The following is a 22,965-nucleotide window of genomic DNA, read 5'->3' on the forward strand; positions in this document are numbered from 1 at the left end:
ATCGGGTATACGGACAAACAGTCCCAAAGGCCCGGGTGCGCGCCCGGGCGAGAGCCCGAGCGTGGACGAGGACGGCGTGAACGACCCACCCAAGGCATTCCACGGCGCGGTCGAGGGCGTGACCACCTCGCTGCTCGACACCCTGCGCGTCGGTGTCGTCATGTTCGACACCGACGGCTACATCATGCTGTGGAGCCCCACGGTCGAGGAGATCCTCGGATGGCCCGCCCAGGCCATGGTCGGCCACTACTACGGCGGCTACCTCACCGAGGCCCCCGTCGAGGCGGCCTCGGGAACCCCCGTCCCGCACGGCGAGATCTACCGGGCGCTCCGGGAGAACGGGTACTGGCGCGGCAGCATGCGCGTGCGCCATCGCGACGGCTACACCGTGGAGGTCGAGGGCCGCGCCTCCCTGCTCACACCCCCCGACTGCAAACCGTTCGTTCTGGCCAACATCGTCGAGACCTCCCGGCTGCGCGCCGTCGAACAGGACCTCGCCGCGCTCGACGCCCTCTTCGCCACATCCCCGCTCGGCATCGCCGTCTTCGACACCGAGCGCCGCTACGTCCGCGCCAACGAGGCACTCGCCCGGCTCAACGGGAGGCCGGTCCACGAGACCCTCGGCAGGACCGTCCACGAGGTCCTGCCGCAGAACATGGCCGACACCCTCGCCCATATCCAGTCCCTCGTGCTGGAGACCGGCCGCCCCGTGGTGGACACCGTCCTGGCCGCACCCGACGGGCACGGCTGGCGCTCGGTGTCGTACGGCCGGCTCACCAGCCCCGACGGACGCGTCCTCGGCGTCAGCTCCACGGTGATGGACGTCACCGAGCGGCGCGACGCGATGGAGAAGATCGAGCGCGCCCGGCAGCGGCTGAAACTCCTGGACGACGTCGGCGTGGCCCTCGGCGACCTGCTCGACGTCCCCAGAATCGCCAGGACGCTCGCCGGCGCCCTCGTCCCGCGCTTCGCCGACTACTCGAGCGTGATGCTCTACGGCGCCGTCGCCCACGGCGGCGAACTGCCCCGCGCCGCCCGGCCGTCCGGCGCCCCGCTGCTCCAGCTCGGCGCCGCGGCCAAGGACCGCGGCCCGGTCGTGGAACGGATGCTGAGGGTCGGCCAGGACATCGCCCTGGAGAGGGGGTCGATCTTCGAGAGCGTGCTCACCTCCGCCGCCCCCCATCTGGTGATGTCCCGAGAGGAACTGGTCTCCGCCTCCTACCCGGGCGACCCCAAGGTCCAGGCCGCCCTCGACCTGGACATCCACTCCCTGATGGTCGTCCCGCTGCGCGCCCGGGGCACCGTTCTGGGACTGCTGCTGCTCAACCGGGCCGAGGGCCGCGCCGCCTTCGACCGCGACGACCTCGCGCTCGCCATGGAACTGGCCGGGCGCGCCGGCATCAGCCTGGACAACGCCCGCCTCTACGCCCGCGAGCGCGAGAGCGCCCTGATGCTCCAGCGCAGCCTGATGCCCCAGCAGGTGCCCTCGCCGCCCGGAGTGCAGATCGCCTACCGCTACGTCCCCGGGGGCAGCCACGCCGAGGCCGAGGCCGAGGCGGGCGGCGACTGGTTCGACGTGATCCCCCTGGCGGGCGGCCGGGTCGCCCTCGTCGTCGGCGACGTGATGGGCCACGGGCTGCGCGCCGCGGCCACCATGGGGCAGCTGCGCACGGCGGTGCGCACCCTGGCCGCCCTCGACCTGCCGCCCGACGAACTGCTGCGCCGCGTCAACGACCTGGCCGACGACCTCGCACAGGGCCCCGACGAGCCCCTGATGGCCACCTGCGTCTACGCCGTCTACGACCCCTCCACCCGCCAGTGCGTCCTGGCCACCGCCGGGCACGTGCCGCCGCTGCTGCTGACCGGCCGGGGCGACGGCTGGGAGGTCACCCAGATCGAGGCGCCCTCGGGCGCCCCGCTGGGCGTCGGCGGGGTGGAGTTCGAGTCCCTGACCCTGGAGGTGGAGGACGGGTCGGTCCTCGTGCTCTACACCGACGGACTGATCGAGCACCGCGGCGAGGACATCACCGAGGGGCTGGACCGCCTGATGTCCCTGCTCGGCGGCCTGCCCGCCCAGCCGTTCCTGGAGGACGTCTGCGACCGGGTGCTCGGCGACCTGGACCCGGGCACCGCGTCCTCCGCCTCCGCCTCCGCCGGGCCCGCCGGCCCGGCGGGCTCGGTGGATGACGTGGCGCTGCTGCTGGCCCGGCTCGGCGGCCTGCCCGAGGACAGCGCCGCCTCCTGGACCTTCCCCGCCGAGACCTACGCCGTGCGCCGGGCCCGTGACGCCGTCCGCGGCGTCCTGCGCGGCTGGGGACTGGAGCCGCTGACCGACGACACCGTGCTGCTCGTCAGCGAACTGGTCACCAACTCCATGCGCCACGCCCACGGGCCCATCGGCGTACGGATGGTGCGCGGTGCCTCCCTGCTGGTGGAGGTCTCCGACCCGCTGCCCGTCCCGCCCCGCGAACGCAACGCCGCCGTGGACGACGAGGGCGGGCGCGGCATCCAGCTCGTCGCCCGAGGGGCGCGCCGCTGGGGAACCCGCCACGGCCCGATCGGCAAGACCGTGTGGTTCGAACTGAGCCTGCCGTGACGGCGATGGGCTCGGTTCCATCCCCGTACCCCGGAACAGCGGTCCCACCTGCGCCTTGACGCTGTGTCCAACACACCGGAAAAATTGCGCCACGCCACATCGTGCGCCCTGCGCTTCCGGCCGCGGTGCCGCCGCCGGGCCCGGTCGGGGACGGCCACGCCGTCACGGCGCGTGGTTCGAGCGGACTCCGTCTGGTTAGGAGAGAGGGGACGGGAGCGGCCCGGTCCCGCCGGAAGTGGCGGAAACCGTGCGGCGGACGGGACCAGCGGGTTCCGGGCGGAGCGCGCCCGGAAGGATGCTGGACCGGAACAGGAAGGGGCGGCGTTGAGCGACATTCCGGCCGAGGCGGGAAAGCCCGACGACGTACGCCGGGCCCTGGCGCTGCTGAACGCCGCGGGGGCCCGGATAGGCAACTCCCTGGATCTGGACACCACCGCCCGCGAACTCCTCGACGTGGCCGTGCCCCAGTTCTGCGACCTGGCCTCCGTGGACCTGTATCCGGAGGTGTTCTCCGGGGAGGACCCCCGGGTGGCGGACGGCCTGGACGGCACCCGTCCGCTGCGGCGCGTGGCCTTCGCCAGCGCCGTCTCCGACGGCCCGATCACCCTCGGCCACCACACGGGCGGCGCCCCCGACCCGGACCACGTCGAACCCGGCGGCATCCACCGCTACCCCGCCGGCTCCCCGTACGCCGACGCGCTGCGCACCGCCCGCGTCCAGCGCGTCACGGGCACCCTGGTGCGGTCCACCCTCGCCGTGCCGATGGTCGCGCGCGGCCGGGTGCTCGGGCTGGTGCAGTTCTCCCGCACCATGGGCAGCGAGCCCTTCGGCGAGCGGGACGCCGCCCTCGGCGCGGAGTTGGCCGCCCGCGCGGCCGTGTGCGTCGACAACGCGCGGCTGTACCGCAGGGAGCACGAGCGCGCGCTCATACTCCAGCGCAGCCTGCTGCCCCCGGACGACCCCGAGGCCGCCGGGCTCGACATCGCCTGCCGCTATCTGCCGGGCAGTACGGCCAGCGAGGTGGGCGGCGACTGGTTCGACGTCATCGAACTGCCCGGACACCGCACCGCCCTGGTGGTCGGCGACGTGATGGGCCGCGGCCTGCGCGCGGCCGTGGCCATGGGCGAACTGCGCACCGCGGTGCGCACCCTGGCCCTGCTGGACCTGGAACCCGCCGAGGTGCTGGGCGCGTTGGACGAGATCGCCCGGGGACTGGGCGCCTCCCGAGACGGCCGCGGCGGCCGCGACGGTCACTGCGGCCCGGCCGCGGACCTCTCCGAGGTGTACCTGGCCACCTGTGTCTACGCCGTCTACGACCCCGTCACCCGCCGCTGCACCTTCGCCAACGCCGGGCATCTGCCGCCCGTACTGGTCGAGCCGCGCGACGACGGCGGCGAGCAGTCCGCGCTGCTGCTGGAGGTCCCCAGGGGCGTGCCGCTGGGGGTGGGCGGCGAGCCGTTCGAGGAGACCGAGGTCGAGCTGCCGGACGGCGCCCTGCTCGCCCTCTACACCGACGGCCTGGTCGAGTCCCGCCACCAGTCCCTGGACGAGGGGCTCCAGGCGCTGCGCACCACCCTGTCGGGCCCCGACCGCCCGCTGGAGGACGTCTGCGACGAGGTGCTGGGCGCACTGGAGACCCATCACGGCGAGGACGACATCGCCCTGCTGCTGGCCCGGATCCAGGGGCTGCCCGCCGATTCGGTGGGCGACTGGCGGCTGCCGGCCGAGCCCCGTTCGGTCGCCCGCGCCCGTGATCTGACCCGCCGCCTGCTCGCCGCGTGGGATCTGGAGGACCTCGCCGACACCGCCGAACTGCTCGTCAGCGAGCTGGTCACCAACGCCCTGCGCCACGGCATGGGGGTCTCCTCCGCGCAGCCGGGGACGGGAGCCCTTCCCGCGCAGCCGGGGGTGGGGGTTCCCCCGGCAGGGCCGAGGGGAGAGATACGGCTGCGCCTGCTGTTGGACCGCACCCTGGTCTGCGAGGTGTGGGACTCCGGGCTCGTCCAGCCCCGCCGCCGCCGCGCCCGCGACACCGACGAGGGCGGCCGCGGTCTGCAACTGGTCGACCTGCTCTCCTCGGGCTGGGGCAGCCGCCGCACTCCGCGGGGGAAGACGGTCTGGTTCGAGCTCGCCCTCCCCCGGGAGGGTGAGCCCAAACCGCCGGACTCGGCCGAGGCCCTGCTGAGCATGTTCTGAAAGGGGCCGCCGACGCCGTCTCAGCTTCCGCCCGCCGTGCGCGCGGGCGGGAGTGCCGCACGTCACACCGCCCTCGCGGGGGAGCCGCGCCCGCGTCCCGGCGCGGGGCGAAGCTCCCGGTCGGCGGGCGGTCACCCCGGCGTCACCGGGCGGACACGGGCAAGGCCTACGGTCGCGGCAGGCGCGGTCCGGGGGCCATGGGGAGCCGCGGGGCCCCGTCCACCGGCGCCGGGCCCGTAACATGGAGGGATGACAGGCCGTGGCGATGATCAGCCCGGCGGGCGCGCGACGCACCGGTCGCGCCGCCATCCACGATTCCGGGAGAAGCGCCCCCAGTATGCCCACGCGCCACGACATCCGTAACGTCGCCATCGTCGCCCACGTCGACCACGGCAAGACGACCCTGGTCGACGCCATGCTCAAGCAGGCCGGCGCCTTCGCCGCCCACCAGCTCGACCAGGTGGACGACCGCGTGATGGACTCCAACGACCTGGAACGCGAGAAGGGCATCACCATTCTCGCCAAGAACACCGCGGTCAAGTACCACCCCAAGGACGGCGGCGCCCCCGTCACCATCAACATCATCGACACCCCCGGCCACGCCGACTTCGGCGGCGAGGTCGAGCGCGGCCTGTCCATGGTGGACGCGGTGGTGCTGCTGGTGGACGCCTCCGAGGGCCCGCTGCCGCAGACCCGCTTCGTGCTGCGCAAGGCGCTCCAGGCCCGGCTGCCGGTCATCCTGTGCATCAACAAGACCGACCGGCCCGACTCCCGTATCGACGAGGTCGTCGACGAGGCCTACGACCTCTTCCTGGACCTGGACGCGGACGAGGAGCAGATCGAGTTCCCCATCGTCTACGCCTGCGCCCGCGACGGCGTGGCCTCGCTGACCAAGCCGGCCGACGGCACCGTCCCGGCCGACAGCGACAGCCTGGAGCCGTTCTTCTCCACGCTGCTGGAGCACGTCCCCGCCCCCTCCTACGAGGAGGGCGCCCCGCTCCAGGCCCATGTCACCAACCTGGACGCCGACAACTTCCTCGGCCGCATCGCGCTGCTGCGCGTGGCCCAGGGCGAACTGCGCAAGGGCCAGACGGTGGCCTGGATGAAGCGCGACGGCTCGGTGCAGAGCGTGCGCATCACCGAGCTGCTGATGACGGAGGCGCTCACCCGCAAGCCGGCCGAGGTGGCGGGCCCGGGCGACATCTGCGCCGTCGCCGGAATCCCGGACATCACCATCGGCGAGACGCTGGCCGACCCGGAGAATCCGGTCGCGCTGCCGCTGATCACCGTCGACGAGCCGGCGATCTCCATGACCATCGGCACCAACACCTCGCCGCTGGTCGGCCGGGGCGGCACCGGCAAGGGCGCGGACGCCAAGGCGGCCGTCAAGGACCGCAAGGTCACCGCCCGCCAGGTCAGGGACCGCCTCGACCGCGAGCTGATCGGCAACGTCTCGCTGCGAGTGCTGGACACCGAGCGCCCCGACGCCTGGGAGGTGCAGGGCCGCGGCGAGCTGGCGCTGGCCATCCTGGTGGAGACCATGCGCCGGGAGGGCTACGAGCTGACCGTCGGAAAGCCGCAGGTGGTGACCAAGGAGGTCGACGGCAAGGTCCACGAGCCGGTCGAGCGCCTGACCATCGACGTGCCCGAGGAGCACATGGGCGCCGTCACGCAGCTCATGGGCACCCGCAAGGGCCGGATGGACAACATGTCCAACCACGGCTCGGGCTGGGTCCGCCTGGAGTTCGTCGTGCCCTCCCGCGGCCTGATCGGCTTCCGCACGGAGTTTCTGACCCAGACCCGCGGCACCGGTATCGCGCACTCCATCCACGAGGGCCACGAGCCCTGGTTCGGCGAGCTGAAGACCCGCAACAACGGCTCGCTCGTCGCGGACCGCGCAGGGGCCGTCACCGCCTTCGCGATGACCAACCTCCAGGAGCGCGGCGTGCTCTTCGTCGAGCCGGGCACCGAGGTGTACGAGGGCATGATCGTCGGTGAGAACTCCCGCTCCGACGACATGGACGTCAACATCACCAAGGAGAAGAAGCTCACCAACATGCGGTCCTCGACCGCCGACGTGACCGAGTCGATCGTCCCGCCGCGCAAGCTGTCGCTGGAGCAGTCCCTGGAGTTCTGCCGTGACGACGAGTGCGTGGAGGTGACCCCGGAAGCCGTGCGCATCCGCAAGGTCGTCCTCGACCAGAAGGAGCGCGCCCGCGCCGCCTCCCGGGCCAAGCACGCCTGACGCGCCCGGCGATCCCTTCCGGAGGGGCGCCGCGGACCGCACCGGTCCGCGGCGCCCCTCCGCGCCGTCCGGGACCGTACGGGACCGTCCGGGACCGTCCGGGACAGCCCGGGGCCGTACGGCCCCGGGCTGTCCCGGCGGGGTGCGGGAGCCGTGCGGCATCCGGGCGGCCGCCGGAGCACTCCGCGAGCCCGTTCGGCGTAGCGGCGGGAAAAGTCTCTTATGGGGTGATATGGCTCCGGAGAGAGGATGTCCAGGCCCTGAAGGAGGCGCTCGTGCGAGGAGCCGTTCCCACCGCTTCGGCGGAGGCGGTCCGCCGTGTCCGCGCGGCGCCGCCGCGCGGCCGGGCCCGCCCGCTCCCGCTACCGCGCCCGGGGGAGGGTCCGGGGGCGGGCCCGGCGGACGTCTGCGGGGCCTGCGCGGCGGGCGGGTGGAACGGGTGGTTCCGCGAGGCTCCGCCCCCGTCGGCACCATGGCGTGGAACGGGCCGCGCGAACATGCCATTGTTTGCCATCGCAACGGCTCTGGCGGCCGCCTGCGCGAGGTGGGTCTACGCGCGTCCGCTCTTTCGGGGGACATCTCCGGGGTTGCGGGCGTGTCACGAGAGGTCCGTACGCAGTTCAGAACGGCGCGTTCGTATATCGGCGCAGCGACGGCTAGGTTGCGGATTCATTAACTCTTTATGAGTCCAATGTGGCTATATGTCCGACTCTTCTGGAGCTTGTCAAGCACGCTGGGACCTCAATCTGCAAAACCTTCGCTCAAGATGTGCGGAGAGTGGCCGACCGAGGGCCAAGACCTCTTGACTGAGCTGGGAACCGATTGCAAAAGTCCGCTCAGCCCATGGCATTTCCCAGTGCCGAAGAAAGAGCGGGTTCCGCCAACACCCACAGCGCGGGGGCGCAACGCGATGACGAGTCCAACCCAGGCTGCGACAGCCCAGGCCGACAACCCTGGCCCGGACGCCGAGAGCCTGAGCAAAGAGCAGACCGCCGGCAGTGGCGGCCAGCTCGCCGGCCGTTCACCCGGCCAGCTGATGTGGCTGCGCTTCAAGCGCGACCGTGTCGGTGTGATCAGTGCTTTCGTGGTGATCTTCTTCTTCCTGATCGCCGCGCTCGCACCGGTCGTCTCCTGGCTCTACGGCAAGGACCCGTACACGCTGTACGGTCAGGAGCAGTACGACCTGCTGGACGAGTTCGGCTTCCCGGCCGGTCCCAACGGAGGCATCTCCTCCGAGTTCTGGTTCGGCATCGAGCCGGAGCTCGGCCGCGATGTCTTCATGCAGCTGCTGTACGGCATGCGGACATCGCTGTACACCGCTCTGCCGGTGACGATCCTGATGGTGGCCACCGGTGTGCTGATCGGTCTGGTCGGCGGCTACTTCGGCGGCAAGGTCGACTACTGGATCGGCCGGGTCACCGACTTCATGATGGCCCTCCCCAGCCAGCTCACCCTGATCGCGGCGATGCCCGTGGTGGTGGCCGTCTTCGTGTCGCCCGTCGACGAGACCCCGGTCTACGTCCGGGCGTCCGCGATCATCGTCGTCCTGTGGCTGCTCGGCTGGATGGGCATGGCGCGCCTGGTGCGCAGCCAGGCCCTCACCCTGCGCGAACGCGAGTTCGTGGAGGCCGCCAAGGTCTCGGGGGCCTCGCCCTGGCGGATCATCCGCAAGGAGCTGCTGCCGAACCTGGTCACCCCGATCCTGGTGCAGGCCACCTACATGCTTCCCGCGACGATCCTCTCCGTGGCCTTCCTGTCCTTCGTGGGCGTGGGCTACGTGGAGCCGACGCCGGACTGGGGGCGCATGTTCAGGACCGCCGCCACGATCTACCAGGACAACCCGACGTACATGTTCTTCCCCGGTATCGCCATGGTGATCTTCGTGGTGGCCTTCAACCTTCTCGGCGACTCCGTGCGGGACGCCTTCGACCCCAAGTCCGGACGCTGATCACGTCCATCTGAGGGGGGCTGCCACCCCCGCACCCGGGCGACCGGAGGCGACAGGGCAGCAGACGGATCCCAACTGACAGGCAGGTGCACAAGCATCATGAATCCCATCCGATCGCGCACACTGAGGGGCGCGCTCATCGCCCTCGCGGCAGGCTCGCTGGTGCTGACCGGCTGCGGCGGCGGCAGCAGCGACAGCGGCGACAAGAGCAATGAGAGCGCCAAGGACAAGGAGGCCGCCAAGGCCCAGTCCGCGGCGGTCGAGTACGGCGACGCCGCCGCCTCCAAGGGCCCGGCCAAGCCGGTCGAGGGCGCCCAGGAGGGGGGCACCATCCGGGTCTACCAGGAGGACGACTTCTCCCACCTGGACCCGGGCCAGATCTACGTCAGCGACGCCGGCCAGCTCTCCGGTCTCATCCACCGCGGTCTGACCACCTACACCCAGGCCGAGGACGGCAGCCTGACCGTCGTGGGCGACCTCGCCACCGACTCGGGCAAGCAGTCCGACGACGGCAAGACCTGGACGTACACGCTCAAGGACGGCATCAAGGACCAGGAAGGTGACCCGATCACCTCCAAGGACGTCCGCCACACCATCGAGCGCCTGTACGCCAAGCACATCACCGACGGCCCGACCTACATCCAGCAGTGGCTGTCCGGTGGCCCCGGCTACCGCGACGAGCTGCCCGACGGTCCGTACGAGGGCGACCACCTGCCCGACTCCGTCCTGGAGACCCCGGACGAGAAGACGATCGTCTTCCACTTCGAGACCGCGCAGCCCGACCTGCCGCAGGCGCTCGCGATGCCGGGCTACTCCATCGTCCCCGAAGAGGACGACACCAAGGCGAAGTACGACCAGAAGCCCGTGGCGCTCGGCCCGTACAAGATCGCCGAGTTCAAGCCCGGCAAGTCCATGAAGCTGGTCAAGAACACCGAGTGGGACCCGAAGACGGACCCCTCCCGCCACCAGTACGTGGACGGCTGGAACATCACGTTCAACCACGACCGCGCGGACCAGACCGAGCGCATCCTGGCCGACCGCGGTGAGTCCGCCAACGCCATCCAGATGAGCGGCTCGGTGGACTCCACCAAGATCAAGCAGGTCATCGAAGAGGCCGACAAGCGCACGATCAAGGGCTACCAGCCCTACGTGTGGCAGCTCAACATGAACATGGACCGCCTCAAGGACAAGAAGGTCCGCGACGCGATCACCCACGCGCTGCCCAACGGCCAGATCCTGCGCCCCGACGGCGGCTCCTACGCCGGTGAGCCGGCCGGCGGTCTGCTCGCCCCGACCCTGCCGGGCTACGAGGACGGCTACGACCCGTACGGCAAGCTCGACAAGCCCAACGGCGACATCGAGAAGGCGAAGCAGCTTCTGAAGGAAGCCGGCAAGGAGGGCATGAAGCTCACCTACGCCTACGCCAACGCCCCGCACCGCCAGAAGCAGGCCGTCATCATCGAGACCGCCCTGGAGAAGGCCGGCTTCGACGTCCAGAAGAAGGACATCGACCCGTCCACCTGGTACGAGCAGGTCGGCAAGGTCGACAACAAGCTGGACATCTACATGACCGGCTGGGGCCAGGACTGGCCGTCCATCTCCACCGTCATCCCGCCGGTCTACGACGGTGACCAGATCGCCGACGGCGCGTCGAACTACTCGCACATCAACGACAAGCACGTCAACGGCGAGATCGACCGGATCTCCAAGATCCAGGACCCGGAAGAGGCCACCAAGGAGTGGGTCGAGCTGCACAAGTACATCGTGGAAGAGGTCAACCCGGCCGCTCCGCTGTACTACACCAAGCAGCTGCAGATCTACGGCTCCAACATCGGTGGTGCCCGGTACAGCACGGTCAAGAGCTACATCGACCTCACCCAGCTGTACCTGAAGAAGTAACCGGCTCATGAGGTGGGTCCCCGGGGGAGAACCCCCCGGGGACCCGCCCACGGGCTTTCGCTTCGCACGTCCCACCCCCGTCGTCGTTGTCGCCGTGCTGAGAGCTGCGAACCACCACCATGTTTAAATTCCTCATTCGCCGGTCGGTCGGCGCCCTCGTCATCCTGATCCTGATCAGTGCCTTCACCTTCGCCATGTTCTTCGCCATCCCGCAGGACCCGGCCCTGCTGGCGTGCGGCAAGAACTGCACCCCGCAGAACCTGGCGATCATTCACGAGAACCTCGGACTGGACAAGCCGATCACGGCGCAGTACTGGGAGTTCATGAAGGGCATCGTGGCGGGGCGGGACTTCGCCGTCGGCCACTGCGACGCCCCCTGCTTCGGTGTGTCGTTCAACGACGACCGGTTCGTGTGGGACACGATCATCGACCGGCTGCCCCTGACCCTCTCCCTGACCGTCGGCGGCCTGGTCATCTTCCTGACCCTCGGTCTCGGCGCCGGCATGATCGCCGCCCGCAACAAGGGCACCTTCATCGACAAGGCCTTCAGCTCCGCCTCGCTGGTCCTCAGCTCGATGCAGATCTACTTCCTGGGCCCGATCGTGCTGGGCCTGCTGGTCTACAGCACCGGCTGGCTGTCCTCCCCGAAGTACGTGCCGATAACGGAGAACCCGGCGGCCTGGTTCGTAGGCCTGCTGATCCCGTGGTTCGTGATGTCGCTGATCTTCACCGCGAACTACACCCGTATGTCGCGGTCCACCCTGATCGAACAGTTGCAGGAGGACCACGTCCGCACGGCGAAGGCCAAGGGCATGTCCGAGAAGTACGTCTTCTTCCGCTACGCCTGGCGCGGCTCGCTGACCCCGATCGTCACGATCCTGGGCATCGACCTGGGCGCGCTGCTCGGCGGCGCCATCGTGACCGAGCTGACCTTCAGCCTCGCCGGCGTCGGACGCCTGGCCGTCGAGTCGGTCCTCTACAAGGACCTGCCCCTGACCATGGGCGTCATGCTGGTCAGCGCCGCCTTCATCCTGCTCTGCAACCTCGTCGTGGACGCCGTGTACGGGTTCATCGACCCGCGTGTGCGCCTGTCCTAGGAGAACGACCGTGACCACACTCACCAAGACCGAGGGCGCGCCGTCCCCGACCGGGGCGGGTTCCTTCCTCTCGGTTCGCGACCTCCACGTCCGGTTCTCCACCGAGGACGGCATCGTCAAGGCCGTGAACAACCTCTCCTTCGAGGTCGAGCGCGGCAAGACGCTCGGCATCGTGGGCGAGTCCGGCTCCGGCAAGTCGGTCACCAACCTCGCCATCCTGGGCCTGCACAACCCGCGGTCCACGGAGATCACCGGCGAGATCGTCCTGGACGGCCAGGAGCTGACCGGCGCCTCCGAGAAGACGATGGAGGGCCTGCGCGGCAACAAGATGGCGATGATCTTCCAGGATCCGCTGACCGCGCTGTCGCCGTACTACACCATCGGCCGCCAGATCGGGGAGCCCTTCCGCAAGCACACGGGCGCCTCCAAGCGCGAGGCGCGCGAGCGCGCCATCGAGATGCTGGAGAAGGTGGGCATCCCCCACCCCAAGACCCGCGTCGACGACTACCCGCACCAGTTCTCGGGCGGTATGCGGCAGCGCGCGATGATCGCCATGGCGCTGGTGTGCGACCCCGACCTGCTGATCGCGGACGAGCCGACCACCGCCCTGGACGTCACCGTCCAGGCCCAGATCCTCGACCTGCTCAAGGACCTCCAGCAGGAGTTCGGGTCGGCGATCATCTTCATCACCCACGACCTCGGCGTGATCGCGGACGTGGCCGACGACATCATGGTGATGTACGGCGGCCGGGCCGTGGAGCGGGGCACCACCGGCGAGGTGCTGCGGGCCCCCCAGCACCCCTACACCTGGGGTCTGCTCAGCTCGATGCCCCGGCTCGGCGGGGACGTGAACCAGAAGCTCCGGCCGATCGAGGGCACCCCGCCCAGCCTGCTCAACCCGCCGTCGGGCTGCCCCTTCCACCCGCGCTGCGAGTTCAAGGACAAGGTCCCCGGCGGTGTGTCCTGCGCCGGCGACAGGCCTCTGCTGCCCGAGGGCCGCGGAGCCGCCTGCCACCTGACGCCGGAGCAGAAGCGGACGTACTTCATCGAGCAGATCAAGCCCCGGCTGGGCTAGGGAGCAACGAGACATGAGCGACGAACTCACCCTGACCAGGCCGGCGGCCCCGGCCGCGGGCACAGGCGAGCCCCTGCTTGAGGTCAAGGGGCTGACCAAGCACTTCCCGATCAAGGGCGGCTTCCCGATCAAGCGGACCGTCGGCGCGGTCCAGGCCGTGGACGGGGTCGACATGAGCGTGCTCGCGGGCGAGAGCTTCGGCCTCGTCGGCGAGTCGGGCTGCGGCAAGTCCACCACCGGCCGGCTGCTGACCCGGCTGCTGGAGCCGACCGGCGGCACGATCAACTACCGGGGCCAGGACATCACCCACGCCAAGCGCAAGCAGCTGGCGCCGATCCGGTCCGAGATCCAGATGATCTTCCAGGACCCGTACTCCTCGCTGAACCCGCGCCAGACGGTCGGCAAGATCATCAGCGGGCCGATGGAGATCAACGGCATCAACCCGCCCGGGGGCCGCGAGAAGCGGGTCCAGGAGCTGCTGGAGATCGTCGGGCTCAACCCCGAGCACTACAACCGCTTCCCGCACGAGTTCTCCGGCGGTCAGCGCCAGCGCATCGGAGTGGCCCGCGCGCTCGCGCTGGAGCCGAAGCTGATCGTCGCCGACGAGCCGGTCTCCGCGCTGGACGTCTCCATCCAGGCGCAGGTCGTCAACCTGCTCCAGCAGGTGCAGCGGGACATGGGCATCGCCTTCGTCTTCATCGCGCACGACCTGGCGGTCGTGAGGCACTTCTCGCAGCGCGTCGCGGTGATGTACCTCGGCAAGATCGTGGAGGTCGGGGACCGCGAGTCGATCTACAACCGGCCGCGGCACCCCTACACCCACGCGCTGCTGTCCGCCGTCCCCGAGGCGGTGCTGCGCGACGAGGACGAGACCGAGGGGCGCGAGCGCATCCGCCTCGCCGGCGACGTGCCCTCGCCCATCTCGCCGCCGTCCGGCTGCCGCTTCCGCACCCGCTGCTGGAAGGCGCAGGACAAGTGCGCCACGGAGGCCCCGCCGCTGGTGCAGATCGAGGGCAACGCCCCGGGCCACCTGACGGCGTGCCACTTTCCGGAGGAGGGGACCACCGGGGGCGGCAGGGAGGTCGTCCTCGACCCGGGCCTGGCCGCCATGGAGCACAGGGACATCGGGTCCGCGGGGGCCGCCGGCTCCGGCAAGGAGTCCTGAGCACAGCGCCGACACGACGCGGACGCCGCCGCGCCCCCGAAAGGGGCGCGGCGGCGTCCGCGTCGTGTCGGCCGTGCGGTCCGGGCGCGGCCCGGCGCGCCCGGTGCGGTCACGCCACGCCCAGCGACCTCTTGAGGAAGGCCACCTGGAGCAGCAGCAGGTTCTCGGCCACCTGCTCCTGCGGGGTCATGTGCGTCACCCCGGACAGCGGCAGCACCTCGTGCATACGGCCCGCGGCCAGCAGCGCCGAGGACAGCCGCAGGGTGTGGGCGGCCACCACGTTGTCGTCGGCCAGACCGTGGACGATCATCAGCGGCCGGTGCGGATCGGCCGGCGCCGACAGCCCCTCGTCGGTGACCAGGGAGTTGGCCGCGTACACCTCCGGCCGCTCCCGGGGCAGGCCGAGGTAGCGCTCGGTGTAGTGGGTGTCGTACAGCCGCCAGTCGGTGACGGGCGCGCCGGCCACCGCCGCGTGGAAGACGTCCGGGCGGCGCAGCACGGCCAGCGCGGCCAGGTAGCCGCCGTAGGACCAGCCGCGGATGCCGACCCGGCCCAGGTCCAGGGGGTGGTTTTCGGCCAGCGCGTGCAGGGCCTCGACCTGGTCGTCCAGGGTGGTGCCCGCCAGATCGCCCGCGACCGCCTTCTCCCAGGCGGGGGAGTTGCCGGGGGTGCCGCGGCCGTCCGCGACCACCACGGCGAACCCCTGGTCGGCGAACCACTGCGAGGTCAGGTGCGCGTTGTGCGCGGCCACCACGCGCTGGCCGTGCGGGCCGCCGTAGGGGTCCATCAGGACCGGCAGCACCCCGTCGCCGTCGCGGTACCCGGTGGGCAGCAGCACGGCGGCCGGAATCCGCCGCGCGCCCGCGCGCAGCAGCCGGGGGCGGGCGGTCAGCACGGGCGTCTCGGCGTGGGAGGCGATGACGGCCAGCGGCGTCGGGGCGCCCTTGCCGGTCTCGGGCAGGCGCAGCGCCTCGGCGCGGGCGCCGGGGCGGTCCGGGGCCGCGGTGGACAGCACCACGGTGTCCCCGCCGCGGACGGCGGAGGCGATGTGCGCGCCGCCCTCGGGGGAGACCCGCTCCCAGCCGCCCTGGTCGCCGCTGCCTCGGAACCAGGCCCGGTAGACGGCGATCTCGCCCACGGGGGAGTCCTGTGGCGCGTCCGGCCCGGCCGAGGCGGAGAACAGCACGTCCTCGTCGCCGACGTCCAGCACCGCGCGTACGTGCAGGGCGGCCGAGGTCAGCGGCCGGTCCCCGACCACCAGGACGCGCGCCCCGCCCTCGTCGGCGATCCGCACCAGGCGCCCGTCGGGCGTCCAGACGGGCACGCCGGGGAAGAGCTCCAGCCAGGCCGGGTCCTCGTCCGCGTGCAGCGGCGCGGTGCGGCCGGTGGCGGTGTCGACGGTCAGGTAGAGGTGGCTGCGCTGGTCGCGCGACTGGACGAGCAGCAGGGGCGGTCCGGCGGCCGACCAGTGGACGCGCGCCAGGTAGGGGTAGCGGACGCGGTCCCAGACCACCTCGGTGCGGCCCGCCTCCCCGGCCGCCCCTCCGGTGTCTTCCCCGGTTCCCTGCCCGTCCCCGACGTCGAGCAGATGGAGCGTCACCTCGGCGTTGTCCGTGCCGGCGGCCGGGTAGGCCACCTCGGCCGGCTCGCTCTCGGGATCGGCCGGATCGGCGATCCACCAGCGGCGCACGGGCGAGTCGTCCACCCGGGCGGCCAGCATCCGGGTGCCGTCCGGGGACCACCAAAAGCCCCGGGAGCGGTCCATCTCCTCGGCCGCGGCGAACTCCGCCAGCCCCCAGGTCGTACGGCCGCCGCCGCGGGTCTCCTCCGGCTCGGCCACCGCCCGGTCGCCCCCGCCGTCGCGGTCCGCCACGCGCAGGGCGCCGTCCGCCACGTAGGCGACGCGCCGGCCGTCCGGACTGGGTCGGGGATCCACCACCGGGGTGGGGGTGGGCAGCTCGCGTACGGCGGCCGTGCGCAGGTCGGCGGTGAACAGCCGTCCGGACAGGGCGAAGGCCGCCGTCTCCACCGCGGAGTCGGTCGCGTAGCCGACCACCCCGGCCGACCCCTCGCGGCTCCGCTCGCGCCGGGCGCGCTCCTCGGGCGACAGCTCCTCGTCCGCACCGCCGAGCAGCTCCGCCGGATCGGCCACCGGGCGCTCCCCGTCCCCGTTGCCGCCCCCGTCGCCGTCCGGGCCGGGGCCGCCGGGGCCGCCGAGATCCCGCACCCACAGCAGGTTCGCCCGGTCGGTGCCGCCGCGGGAGCGGAGGAAGACGATCCGGGAGCCGTCCGGGGCCACGGTGAAGGCGCGCGGCGCCCCCAGGGAGAAGCGCTGCGTTCTGGCGTACTGGCGTGGAAACGACATGACCATGGGGCGAGCGTACGGCGTCGCGGGACCGTGCTCCCGGGGGTGCGTCCGCCGTCGGCCCCCGCGCCTCCTCCGGGGGGTCTTCGGAGATTCTCCGGAGCCCCTTCGGGATCCTTTCGGGGTCCTTTCGGGGTCCTTTCGAGAGGCCCTGCGGCCGGTCGGGAGAAGGGGACGTGTCCAAGGTCACACAGGTGTGCGCCCCTCTTCTGCACCCGTGCACCGATCCGTGCCGACTCACGGAAAGTTATGATCCGTTGCGCATGGTTCGCGGCGGGGTATGTAGCTTCAGAACTGCCCTGTCGTACAAGCATCCTGATTCCGTGTCGACCGCGCGCTCTTGGAGGTGAACCGCCGTGGCACTCTCGATTTCGGCGGTGGTGCTGCTGGCGATCATCGTCTTCCTGCTGATCAAGAAATCAGGGCTGAAGACCGGACACGCACTGGTCTGCATGCTCCTGGGCTTCTACATGGCCAGCTCGTCGATCGCTCCCACCATCAGCGAACTGACCTCGAACGTCGCCGGCATGATCGGCAGCATCAAGTTCTGACACCGGCGGCGTAGGCTCGCCCTCATGACCGAGCTTCCCGCGCGCCGCCTGATGCTGGTCCACGCGCACCCCGACGACGAGTCGATCACCAACGGCGTCACCATGGCCCGATACGCCGCCGAGGGTGCGCTGGTCACCCTGGTGACCTGCACGCTGGGGGAGGAGGGCGAGGTCATCCCGCCCGCCCTGGCGCATCTCGCGGCCGACCGCGAGGACGGTCTGGGGCCGCACCGGATCGGCGAGCTGCGGCACGCCATGCGGGAGCTGGGCGTGGCCGACCACCGCTTCCTGGGCGGCCCCGGCCGCTACCGGGACTCGGGGATGTTCGGCACCCCGGCCAACGAGCGCCCCGACTGCTTCTGGCGGGCGGACGTCGACGAGGCCGCATCCCACCTCGTCGAGGAGATCCGCCAGGTGCGCCCCCAGGTGCTGGTCACCTACGACCCGAACGGCGGATACGGCCACCCCGACCACATCCAGGCCCACCGGGTCGCGACGCGCGCGGTGGAGCTGGCGGCCGACCCCGCGTACCGCACGGAGCGGGACGGGACGCCGCACCGGGTCGGGCGCGTCTACTGGAGCTGCGCGGCACGCTCGGTGGTCGAGGAGGGCTTCGCCCGCCTGCGCGCCGCGGACGGCGGCCCCTTCCCCGAACTCGCCTCGGCCGGGGACGTCCCCGGCGTGGTGGACGACGCCGAGGTGGACGCCGTCGTCGAGGGCGGTGAGGCCGAGGTCGTGGCCAAGGCCGCGGCGATGCGGGCCCACGCCACCCAGATCGTGGTGGCCGACTCCCCCTCCGGGCCGCCCGAGTCCTTCGCCCTGTCCAACCGGCTCGGCCAGCCGCTGCTGCACACCGAGCACTTCCGGCTGGCCGACGGCGCGGAGGTTCCCGGCGGGCCGCTGCGCGACCTCTTCGAGGGGCTGGTGGGGACGGCCGGGGGCGCGAGGGGTCCGAGGTGAGGGCGCGCGGGGCGCGGATCGCCGCGTACGCCGCGCTGGCCGTGCTGGGCGGTGCGGTGGCCGTCGCGGGCTCCCTCGTCCAGGCCGGCTGGTTCCCGCTGGGGCTGCTGCTGGCGCTCGGCGGGTCCGTCGCGCTGTTCCACGGCGGCGCGCGGCTGACGGGCACGAGGGTCGGAGCGGCGGCTCCGGCGGCCGGCTGGACGCTGGTGGTGCTGCTGCTGACCGCATCGCGCCCCGAGGGCGACTTCCTGTTCGGCACCGGGACGGGCACCTACCTCTTCCTGCTGGGCGGGATGTTCGCCGCCGTGATCTGCGCCACGGTCACGCCCGCCGGGCAGCTTCCGCCCGCGGGGACCACGGGCCCCGCGGATCTCGTGAAAGGACGGTGAAACGGCCGGAGGCGACCGGCCTCCGGTCGACAACCGGCCCCCGGTTGGCCGAGAATCCGCGCGGCGACATGCCGGCGCGGCATCCGCACACACGGTCCGCCGGGGCGGTGATTCGGCACTCCCGGGGCCCCGGTCGGCGGCCCCCCAGTAAGGTGGTGCGCGCCGGCGAGCCGCTCGTGCGAGCCGATCGGAACCATGACGGGCGGCGAATCCAACCGGGAGATCCTGCATTGAGCCGTGAAACTGACAGTTCGTCCTCCGGGCCCCAGGCGCGGGGCGGTGCCCCCCACCCGCCGGGGAGCGAGCCGTACCCCGCGCCGGCGGGCGAGCCCACCGCGCAGCCGGGCGAGCCGAAGACCGAGACCACGCTGACCACCCGTATCCGGATCAACATCCCGGGTTCCCGCCCCATCCCGCCCGTCGTCGTGCGCAAGCCCGTCGGCGAGGCCGGTGGTGAGAGCGGCGAGGAGGCCGGCGGTGAGACGTCCGGCGCCGACGGGAGCACGGCGGGGCCTGGAGGTCCGTCGGGCGCCCCGGGCGGCGCGGCGCCGTTCACGGCGGGTACGCCGGGGCCGAACGGGGCGCCCGGGAAGCCGGGTTCGCCCGGTCCCGGGGGTTCCTCGGCCAACGGCGGCGGAAAGCCGACCAGTTCGTGGTTCGCCCCGCGCAAGTCCCCGCCCGGCGGCGCGCAGGGCGACCCCGCCGGCGCGAACGGCGGCGCGCCCGCCCCGGGGGCCGCGGCCCCCGCGGGACCGCCGCGGCAGCGCACCGACACCCCGCCCCACGGCTTCTCGGCCGACCGGGCGGACACCGGACCGATCGGAGTCCGCCCGGTCGGCACACCGCCGCCCGGACCGGAGGGCACCGGGCCGCACGGCTTCCCCGCCGCGCCGCCGCCGGCCCGGGGCGAGGGCCCCAACGGGCCGACCACCGGACCGGCCACCGGCGGAATGCCGTTGCTGCCGCCGGGGTTCCGGCAGCAGGGCGGCGCCGTGCCGCCGCCCGGTCCGGGCGACACCGGGCCGCAGCCCACCGTGTCCGCGGCCCCCGGCCCCTTCGCGGCCCCGTCCCCCGGCCCCGGCCCCGGCGCGGCTCCGGCCCCCGGCCCCGCCACCGCGCCCGAGCCGCCGCGCACCGGCGGACCGGCGCTCGACCTCGGCGGTCCCGCCGGCGGACCCGGCTTCCCGGCGGACCCGGCGGCGGCCCCCGGTCCCTCCGAGGCCCCGGGCCCCGGCCCCGCCGGCGACAGGGCCTTCGGCGACACCCTGGTCAGCGGCATCCCGCGGGTGCCCGCGGCCGACGACGACGGTCGGCCCGCCCCCTCGGCGGACGACCACGACTCCCGGCCGCCCGCGCCGGCTCCCGCCAAGCGGGGCCGCTCCAAGCTGGTCCTGCTCGGCGTCGCCACCTTCGGCGTGCTCGGCGTCGCGTACGGCGCCGGCCTGCTGCTGGACCACGCCGACGTCCCCAACGGCACCACCGTGCTCGGTGTGGACATCGGCGGCACGGACAAGGACGAGGCGATGAACAAGCTCGACGCCGTTCTCGGCGAGCGGGCCCGTATGCCCCTGGTCCTGGAGGTGGAGGGCGAGCAGAAGACGCTCAAGCCGAGCGTCGCGGGCCTGTCGCTGGACACCGAGAACACCGTGCGGGGCGCCTCGGGGCGGGACTACAACCCCGTCTCCGTGATCGGATCGCTCCTCGGCGGCGCCCGGCAGGCCGAGCCGGTCTTCAAGGTCGACGAGGAGAAGCTCACGGCGGCGCTGAAGGACCTCGCCGGATCGTCCGGCGGCGCGCCGCGGAACGGAATGGTGAAGTTCGCCGACGGCAAGGCCGTCGGCGTCCCCGGCAAGCCGTACAAGCAGGTCGACGCCGACAAGGGCGCCGGCGTGCTGGAGGACGCCTACCGGACGCAGGTGGCCACCGGGAGGAGTGAGGCGGTCGAGCTGCCGGTCGCCCTCACCCAGCCCTCGGTCGACCAGGAGGAGATCGACCGGGCGATCCGGGAGTTCGGCGAGCCGGCGATGTCCGGGCTGGCCACGGTGAGGGCGGGCGACAGGTCGATCCCGTTCAGCCCCACCGGGTCGCTGCCGAAGTTCCTGTCCATGAAACCGGTGAACGGCAAGCTCGTGGACACCTACGACCTCAAGGTGCTCAAGGAGCTGTACGGCAGCACCTTCGACGGCATCCTGGTCACCCGCGGCAACGGGACCAAGACGCCGGTCACCCCCCAGGACGTCGCCGGCGCGCTGCGCGAGGCGCTCCGCGAGACGGACCCGGCCAAGCGGGTCGGCGTCATCGAGCTCGACCCGCAGTAGCGGGCGGGCCCGCCTCCGGCCGGCGCCGCAGTCGCGCCGGCCGGAGGCGCCCCCACGCCGTGTTGTCGGGGTTGTCGGGGTTGTCGGGCCTGGGCGCAGCACGCTGTGCTCCCGGCCCCGCCCTCTCCGCCCTGCCGTCGCACGCACCTGGCGCCGCCCCGCGCGCCCTGCGGGCGCACGGCGCCGCTTTCACGACACGCCCTAGTTGAGCCGGGAGCGGGCCGCCCGCGCCTCGTGGCGCACGACGGTCGCGGCGTTGGGCTCCATCGTGGCGACCATGCCGGCGTACTCCTCCAGCTCCCGCGCGCCGCCGGTGAAGTCGCCCCGCTCCACCAGCAGCCGTGCCCGCTCGTAGCGCAGCCGGGCCGGGTGGTGCGGCAGCAGCAGGGACAGCTCCACCGCCCACAGCTGGACGTCGGTGTGCTCGGGGCGGGCCGCCGCCCACGCGCGGATGTTGTTCAGCACCCGCAGCACGATCTCCACGGGGCCGGCCGGCTGGAGCATCGCCTCCGACAGCGGCGTTCCCGCCGTTCCCGCCACCAGCAGTTCGACGTCCTGCCCGGTCAGCGGCAGACCGCCCGCGAAGGGGTCGGCGAGGACGTGCTCGCCGCGGGGGTCGCCGAAGCCGACCACGAAGTGCCCGGGCAGGGCGACCCCGTACACCGGCGCGCCCGCCCGGCGCGCGACCTCCAGCCACACCACCGACAGCAGGATCGGCAGCCCGCGCCGCCGCCTGAGCACCTCGTTCAGCAGTGAGGACTCCAGCCGGCGGTAGTCGGCGGGCGTGCCGTGGAAGCCGTGGCGCCCGCCGAGCAGTTCGGCCAGGGCGTGTGCCCACTGCGCGGGGGTGTGCGAGGGCGCGTACGGCAGCAGGCCCGTCAGCCGGTCCAGTTCGATCTGGGCGGCGTCGACGAGGCCGTCCACACCCTTGCCGCCCTCCGCTCGTACGGCGGGATCGGCCTCGGCGCCGATCAGCAGGCACAGCAGTGCCAGATCGGGCCGCTCGGCCCGCGCCGCCCGTGCGAAGCGCTCCCGCACCGAGTCGGCTCCCGCGATGTCCGGACTGTCCACAGGCCCTCCCTGCCCGGCTCAGCCGTGCGGCGCCCGGCGGTAGTGGTAGGAGTGATGGTCGGTGAAGCCCATCCTGGCGTACATCGCCCGTGCGGCGGTGTTGTCCGGCTCAACCTGGAGGTACGCGGCCGAGGCGCCCTCCGCCAGCGCCGTGCGGGCCAGCTCTGCCATCACCGCCGTGGCCAGCCCCTCGCGCCGCCGCTCGGGGGCGGTCTCGACGGCGGCGAATCCCGCCCACCGGCCGTCCACCACGCACCGTCCGATGGCCGCCGGCGCGCCCCGCGGGCCGTCTCCCGGCACGGTGGCGAACCATACCGACGGGCCGCCGGCCAGCACCTTCAGCGCGTCGCCGGCCGCTGCCCGGGCGCCGCGGCCGTAGGCGGACAGCCAGGCCGCGTCCGGTCGCCGCGACAGCCTCACCCGGCCGTCCGGCTCGCGGTCGGCCAGCGGCGCGAGCGCCCCGGTGCACAAGACCGCGAACCGTTCGGCCGTCCAGCCGCGCCGCTCCAGCTCGGCGGCCAGCAGCTCGTCGGCCCCGGCGGCGCCCGTGGCGATCCGGACCAGCGCGGGCAGCCCGCGCTCGCCGTACCAGCGCACGGCCTCGGCCAGGGCCGCGTCCAGGTCCGTGCCGGGGTCGCCCAGGGGGAGGACGGAGTTGGCGCGGCCGGTGAAGCCGCCGGAGGCCCGCAGTAGCCACTCGCCCAGGCGGGCGGTCTCCACCGCGGGCCAGCCGCGTGCCGCCGCCTCCGCCAGCTCCCGCACCCCCGCCGCCGGGCCGCGGCGGCGGGCGGGTTCGGCGGGCACGGTCTTCCCCGCGACCAGGGCCGACTCCTCGATCACCACGCTCTGCCCGCCACGCCGTGTGATGGAGAGCACACCGTCCTTCCAGGATGTGAGAACGCCGACCGTGTCGGTGAAGGCGGCACCGGTGTCCGCGGAACCGGTCAGACTACGCACAGAGACACGTTTCCCCACGTCGTCGGCGCTGATGCGAAGCTCGAGTCGTCCGCCCACGGTGAACTCCACGGTCGTTGTCACCCCTCCTGTTCGTCTCCTGCCCGGGAACGGAGATACTAGAGGCGGGCATCGA

The 22,965-nt window shown here is 72.6% G+C and carries 15 protein-coding genes; 12 read left to right on the forward strand and 3 right to left on the reverse strand.

Annotation, left to right across the window (positions count from 1 at the left end; genetic code table 11):
* Positions 1-76 precede the first annotated feature (76 nt).
* From CUT83_RS17990 to CUT83_RS18025, 8 genes are all read left to right on the forward strand, one after another.
* Positions 77-2,596: a SpoIIE family protein phosphatase gene (locus CUT83_RS17990; protein WP_240957912.1), complete on the forward strand. Its 2,520-nt coding sequence runs from the start codon at positions 77-79 to the stop codon at positions 2,594-2,596.
* Between the two features lie 324 nt (positions 2,597-2,920).
* Complete coding sequence (locus tag CUT83_RS17995; RefSeq protein ID WP_101256881.1) at positions 2,921-4,792, forward strand: ATP-binding SpoIIE family protein phosphatase; 1,872 nt, start codon at positions 2,921-2,923, stop codon at positions 4,790-4,792.
* Between the two features lie 337 nt (positions 4,793-5,129).
* Positions 5,130-7,037 carry a translational GTPase TypA gene (gene typA / locus CUT83_RS18000; RefSeq protein ID WP_101256882.1) on the forward strand — a complete coding sequence of 636 codons (1,908 nt, stop codon included), beginning with the start codon at positions 5,130-5,132 and terminating at the stop codon, positions 7,035-7,037.
* A gap of 910 nt (positions 7,038-7,947) precedes the next feature.
* Positions 7,948-8,985 (forward strand): ABC transporter permease, encoded by a 1,038-nt coding sequence (locus tag CUT83_RS18005; RefSeq protein WP_101256883.1) that lies wholly within the window; start codon positions 7,948-7,950, stop codon positions 8,983-8,985.
* A 99-nt stretch (positions 8,986-9,084) separates the two neighbouring features.
* Complete coding sequence (locus CUT83_RS18010) at positions 9,085-10,884, forward strand: ABC transporter substrate-binding protein (protein WP_101256884.1); 1,800 nt, start codon at positions 9,085-9,087, stop codon at positions 10,882-10,884.
* A gap of 119 nt (positions 10,885-11,003) precedes the next feature.
* The gene (locus CUT83_RS18015) at positions 11,004-11,981 is read left to right on the forward strand and encodes an ABC transporter permease (protein ID WP_101256885.1); all 978 of its coding nucleotides are present in this window, start codon (positions 11,004-11,006) and stop codon (positions 11,979-11,981) included.
* 10 nt (positions 11,982-11,991) lie between these two features.
* Complete coding sequence (locus CUT83_RS18020; protein ID WP_101256886.1) at positions 11,992-13,056, forward strand: ABC transporter ATP-binding protein; 1,065 nt, start codon at positions 11,992-11,994, stop codon at positions 13,054-13,056.
* A gap of 13 nt (positions 13,057-13,069) precedes the next feature.
* Positions 13,070-14,221 carry an ABC transporter ATP-binding protein gene (locus CUT83_RS18025; RefSeq protein WP_101256887.1) on the forward strand — a complete coding sequence of 384 codons (1,152 nt, stop codon included), beginning with the start codon at positions 13,070-13,072 and terminating at the stop codon, positions 14,219-14,221.
* 109 nt (positions 14,222-14,330) lie between these two features.
* On the opposite strand, the gene CUT83_RS18030 is transcribed toward CUT83_RS18025, so the two are convergent.
* Complete coding sequence (locus CUT83_RS18030; protein ID WP_101256888.1) at positions 14,331-16,592, reverse strand: S9 family peptidase; 2,262 nt, start codon at positions 16,590-16,592, stop codon at positions 14,331-14,333.
* Between the two features lie 350 nt (positions 16,593-16,942).
* Between CUT83_RS18030 and CUT83_RS18035 the strand changes: the two genes are divergently transcribed.
* The 4 genes from CUT83_RS18035 to CUT83_RS18050 all read left to right on the forward strand — a co-directional run bounded on the left by CUT83_RS18035 (position 16,943) and on the right by CUT83_RS18050 (position 20,804).
* The gene (locus CUT83_RS18035) at positions 16,943-17,137 is read left to right on the forward strand and encodes a hypothetical protein (RefSeq protein WP_093661216.1); all 195 of its coding nucleotides are present in this window, start codon (positions 16,943-16,945) and stop codon (positions 17,135-17,137) included.
* Between the two features lie 24 nt (positions 17,138-17,161).
* The gene (gene mshB / locus CUT83_RS18040) at positions 17,162-18,097 is read left to right on the forward strand and encodes an N-acetyl-1-D-myo-inositol-2-amino-2-deoxy-alpha-D-glucopyranoside deacetylase (RefSeq protein WP_101256889.1); all 936 of its coding nucleotides are present in this window, start codon (positions 17,162-17,164) and stop codon (positions 18,095-18,097) included.
* Positions 18,094-18,486, forward strand: coding sequence for a DUF6113 family protein (locus tag CUT83_RS18045; RefSeq protein ID WP_101256890.1), 393 nt, complete (start codon positions 18,094-18,096; stop codon positions 18,484-18,486). Before mshB ends, CUT83_RS18045 begins: the two co-directional genes overlap by 4 nt.
* A gap of 230 nt (positions 18,487-18,716) precedes the next feature.
* Positions 18,717-20,804: a peptidoglycan binding domain-containing protein gene (locus CUT83_RS18050; protein ID WP_101256891.1), complete on the forward strand. Its 2,088-nt coding sequence runs from the start codon at positions 18,717-18,719 to the stop codon at positions 20,802-20,804.
* Positions 20,805-21,005: 201 nt separating this feature from the next.
* Here the strand turns inward: CUT83_RS18050 and CUT83_RS18055 are convergent, their stop codons facing one another.
* Together CUT83_RS18055 and CUT83_RS18060 are read right to left on the reverse strand one after the other, a co-directional pair.
* Positions 21,006-21,875, reverse strand: a complete 870-nt coding sequence (locus tag CUT83_RS18055) for a transglutaminase family protein (RefSeq protein ID WP_173915095.1) — start codon at positions 21,873-21,875, stop codon at positions 21,006-21,008.
* A gap of 18 nt (positions 21,876-21,893) precedes the next feature.
* Complete coding sequence (locus CUT83_RS18060) at positions 21,894-22,901, reverse strand: GNAT family N-acetyltransferase (RefSeq protein WP_101256892.1); 1,008 nt, start codon at positions 22,899-22,901, stop codon at positions 21,894-21,896.
* Between the last annotated feature and the right edge of the window lie 64 nt (positions 22,902-22,965).

The organism is Streptomyces barkulensis (assembly GCF_002843305.1).
Taxonomy (GTDB): Bacteria; Actinomycetota; Actinomycetes; order Streptomycetales; family Streptomycetaceae; genus Streptomyces; species Streptomyces barkulensis.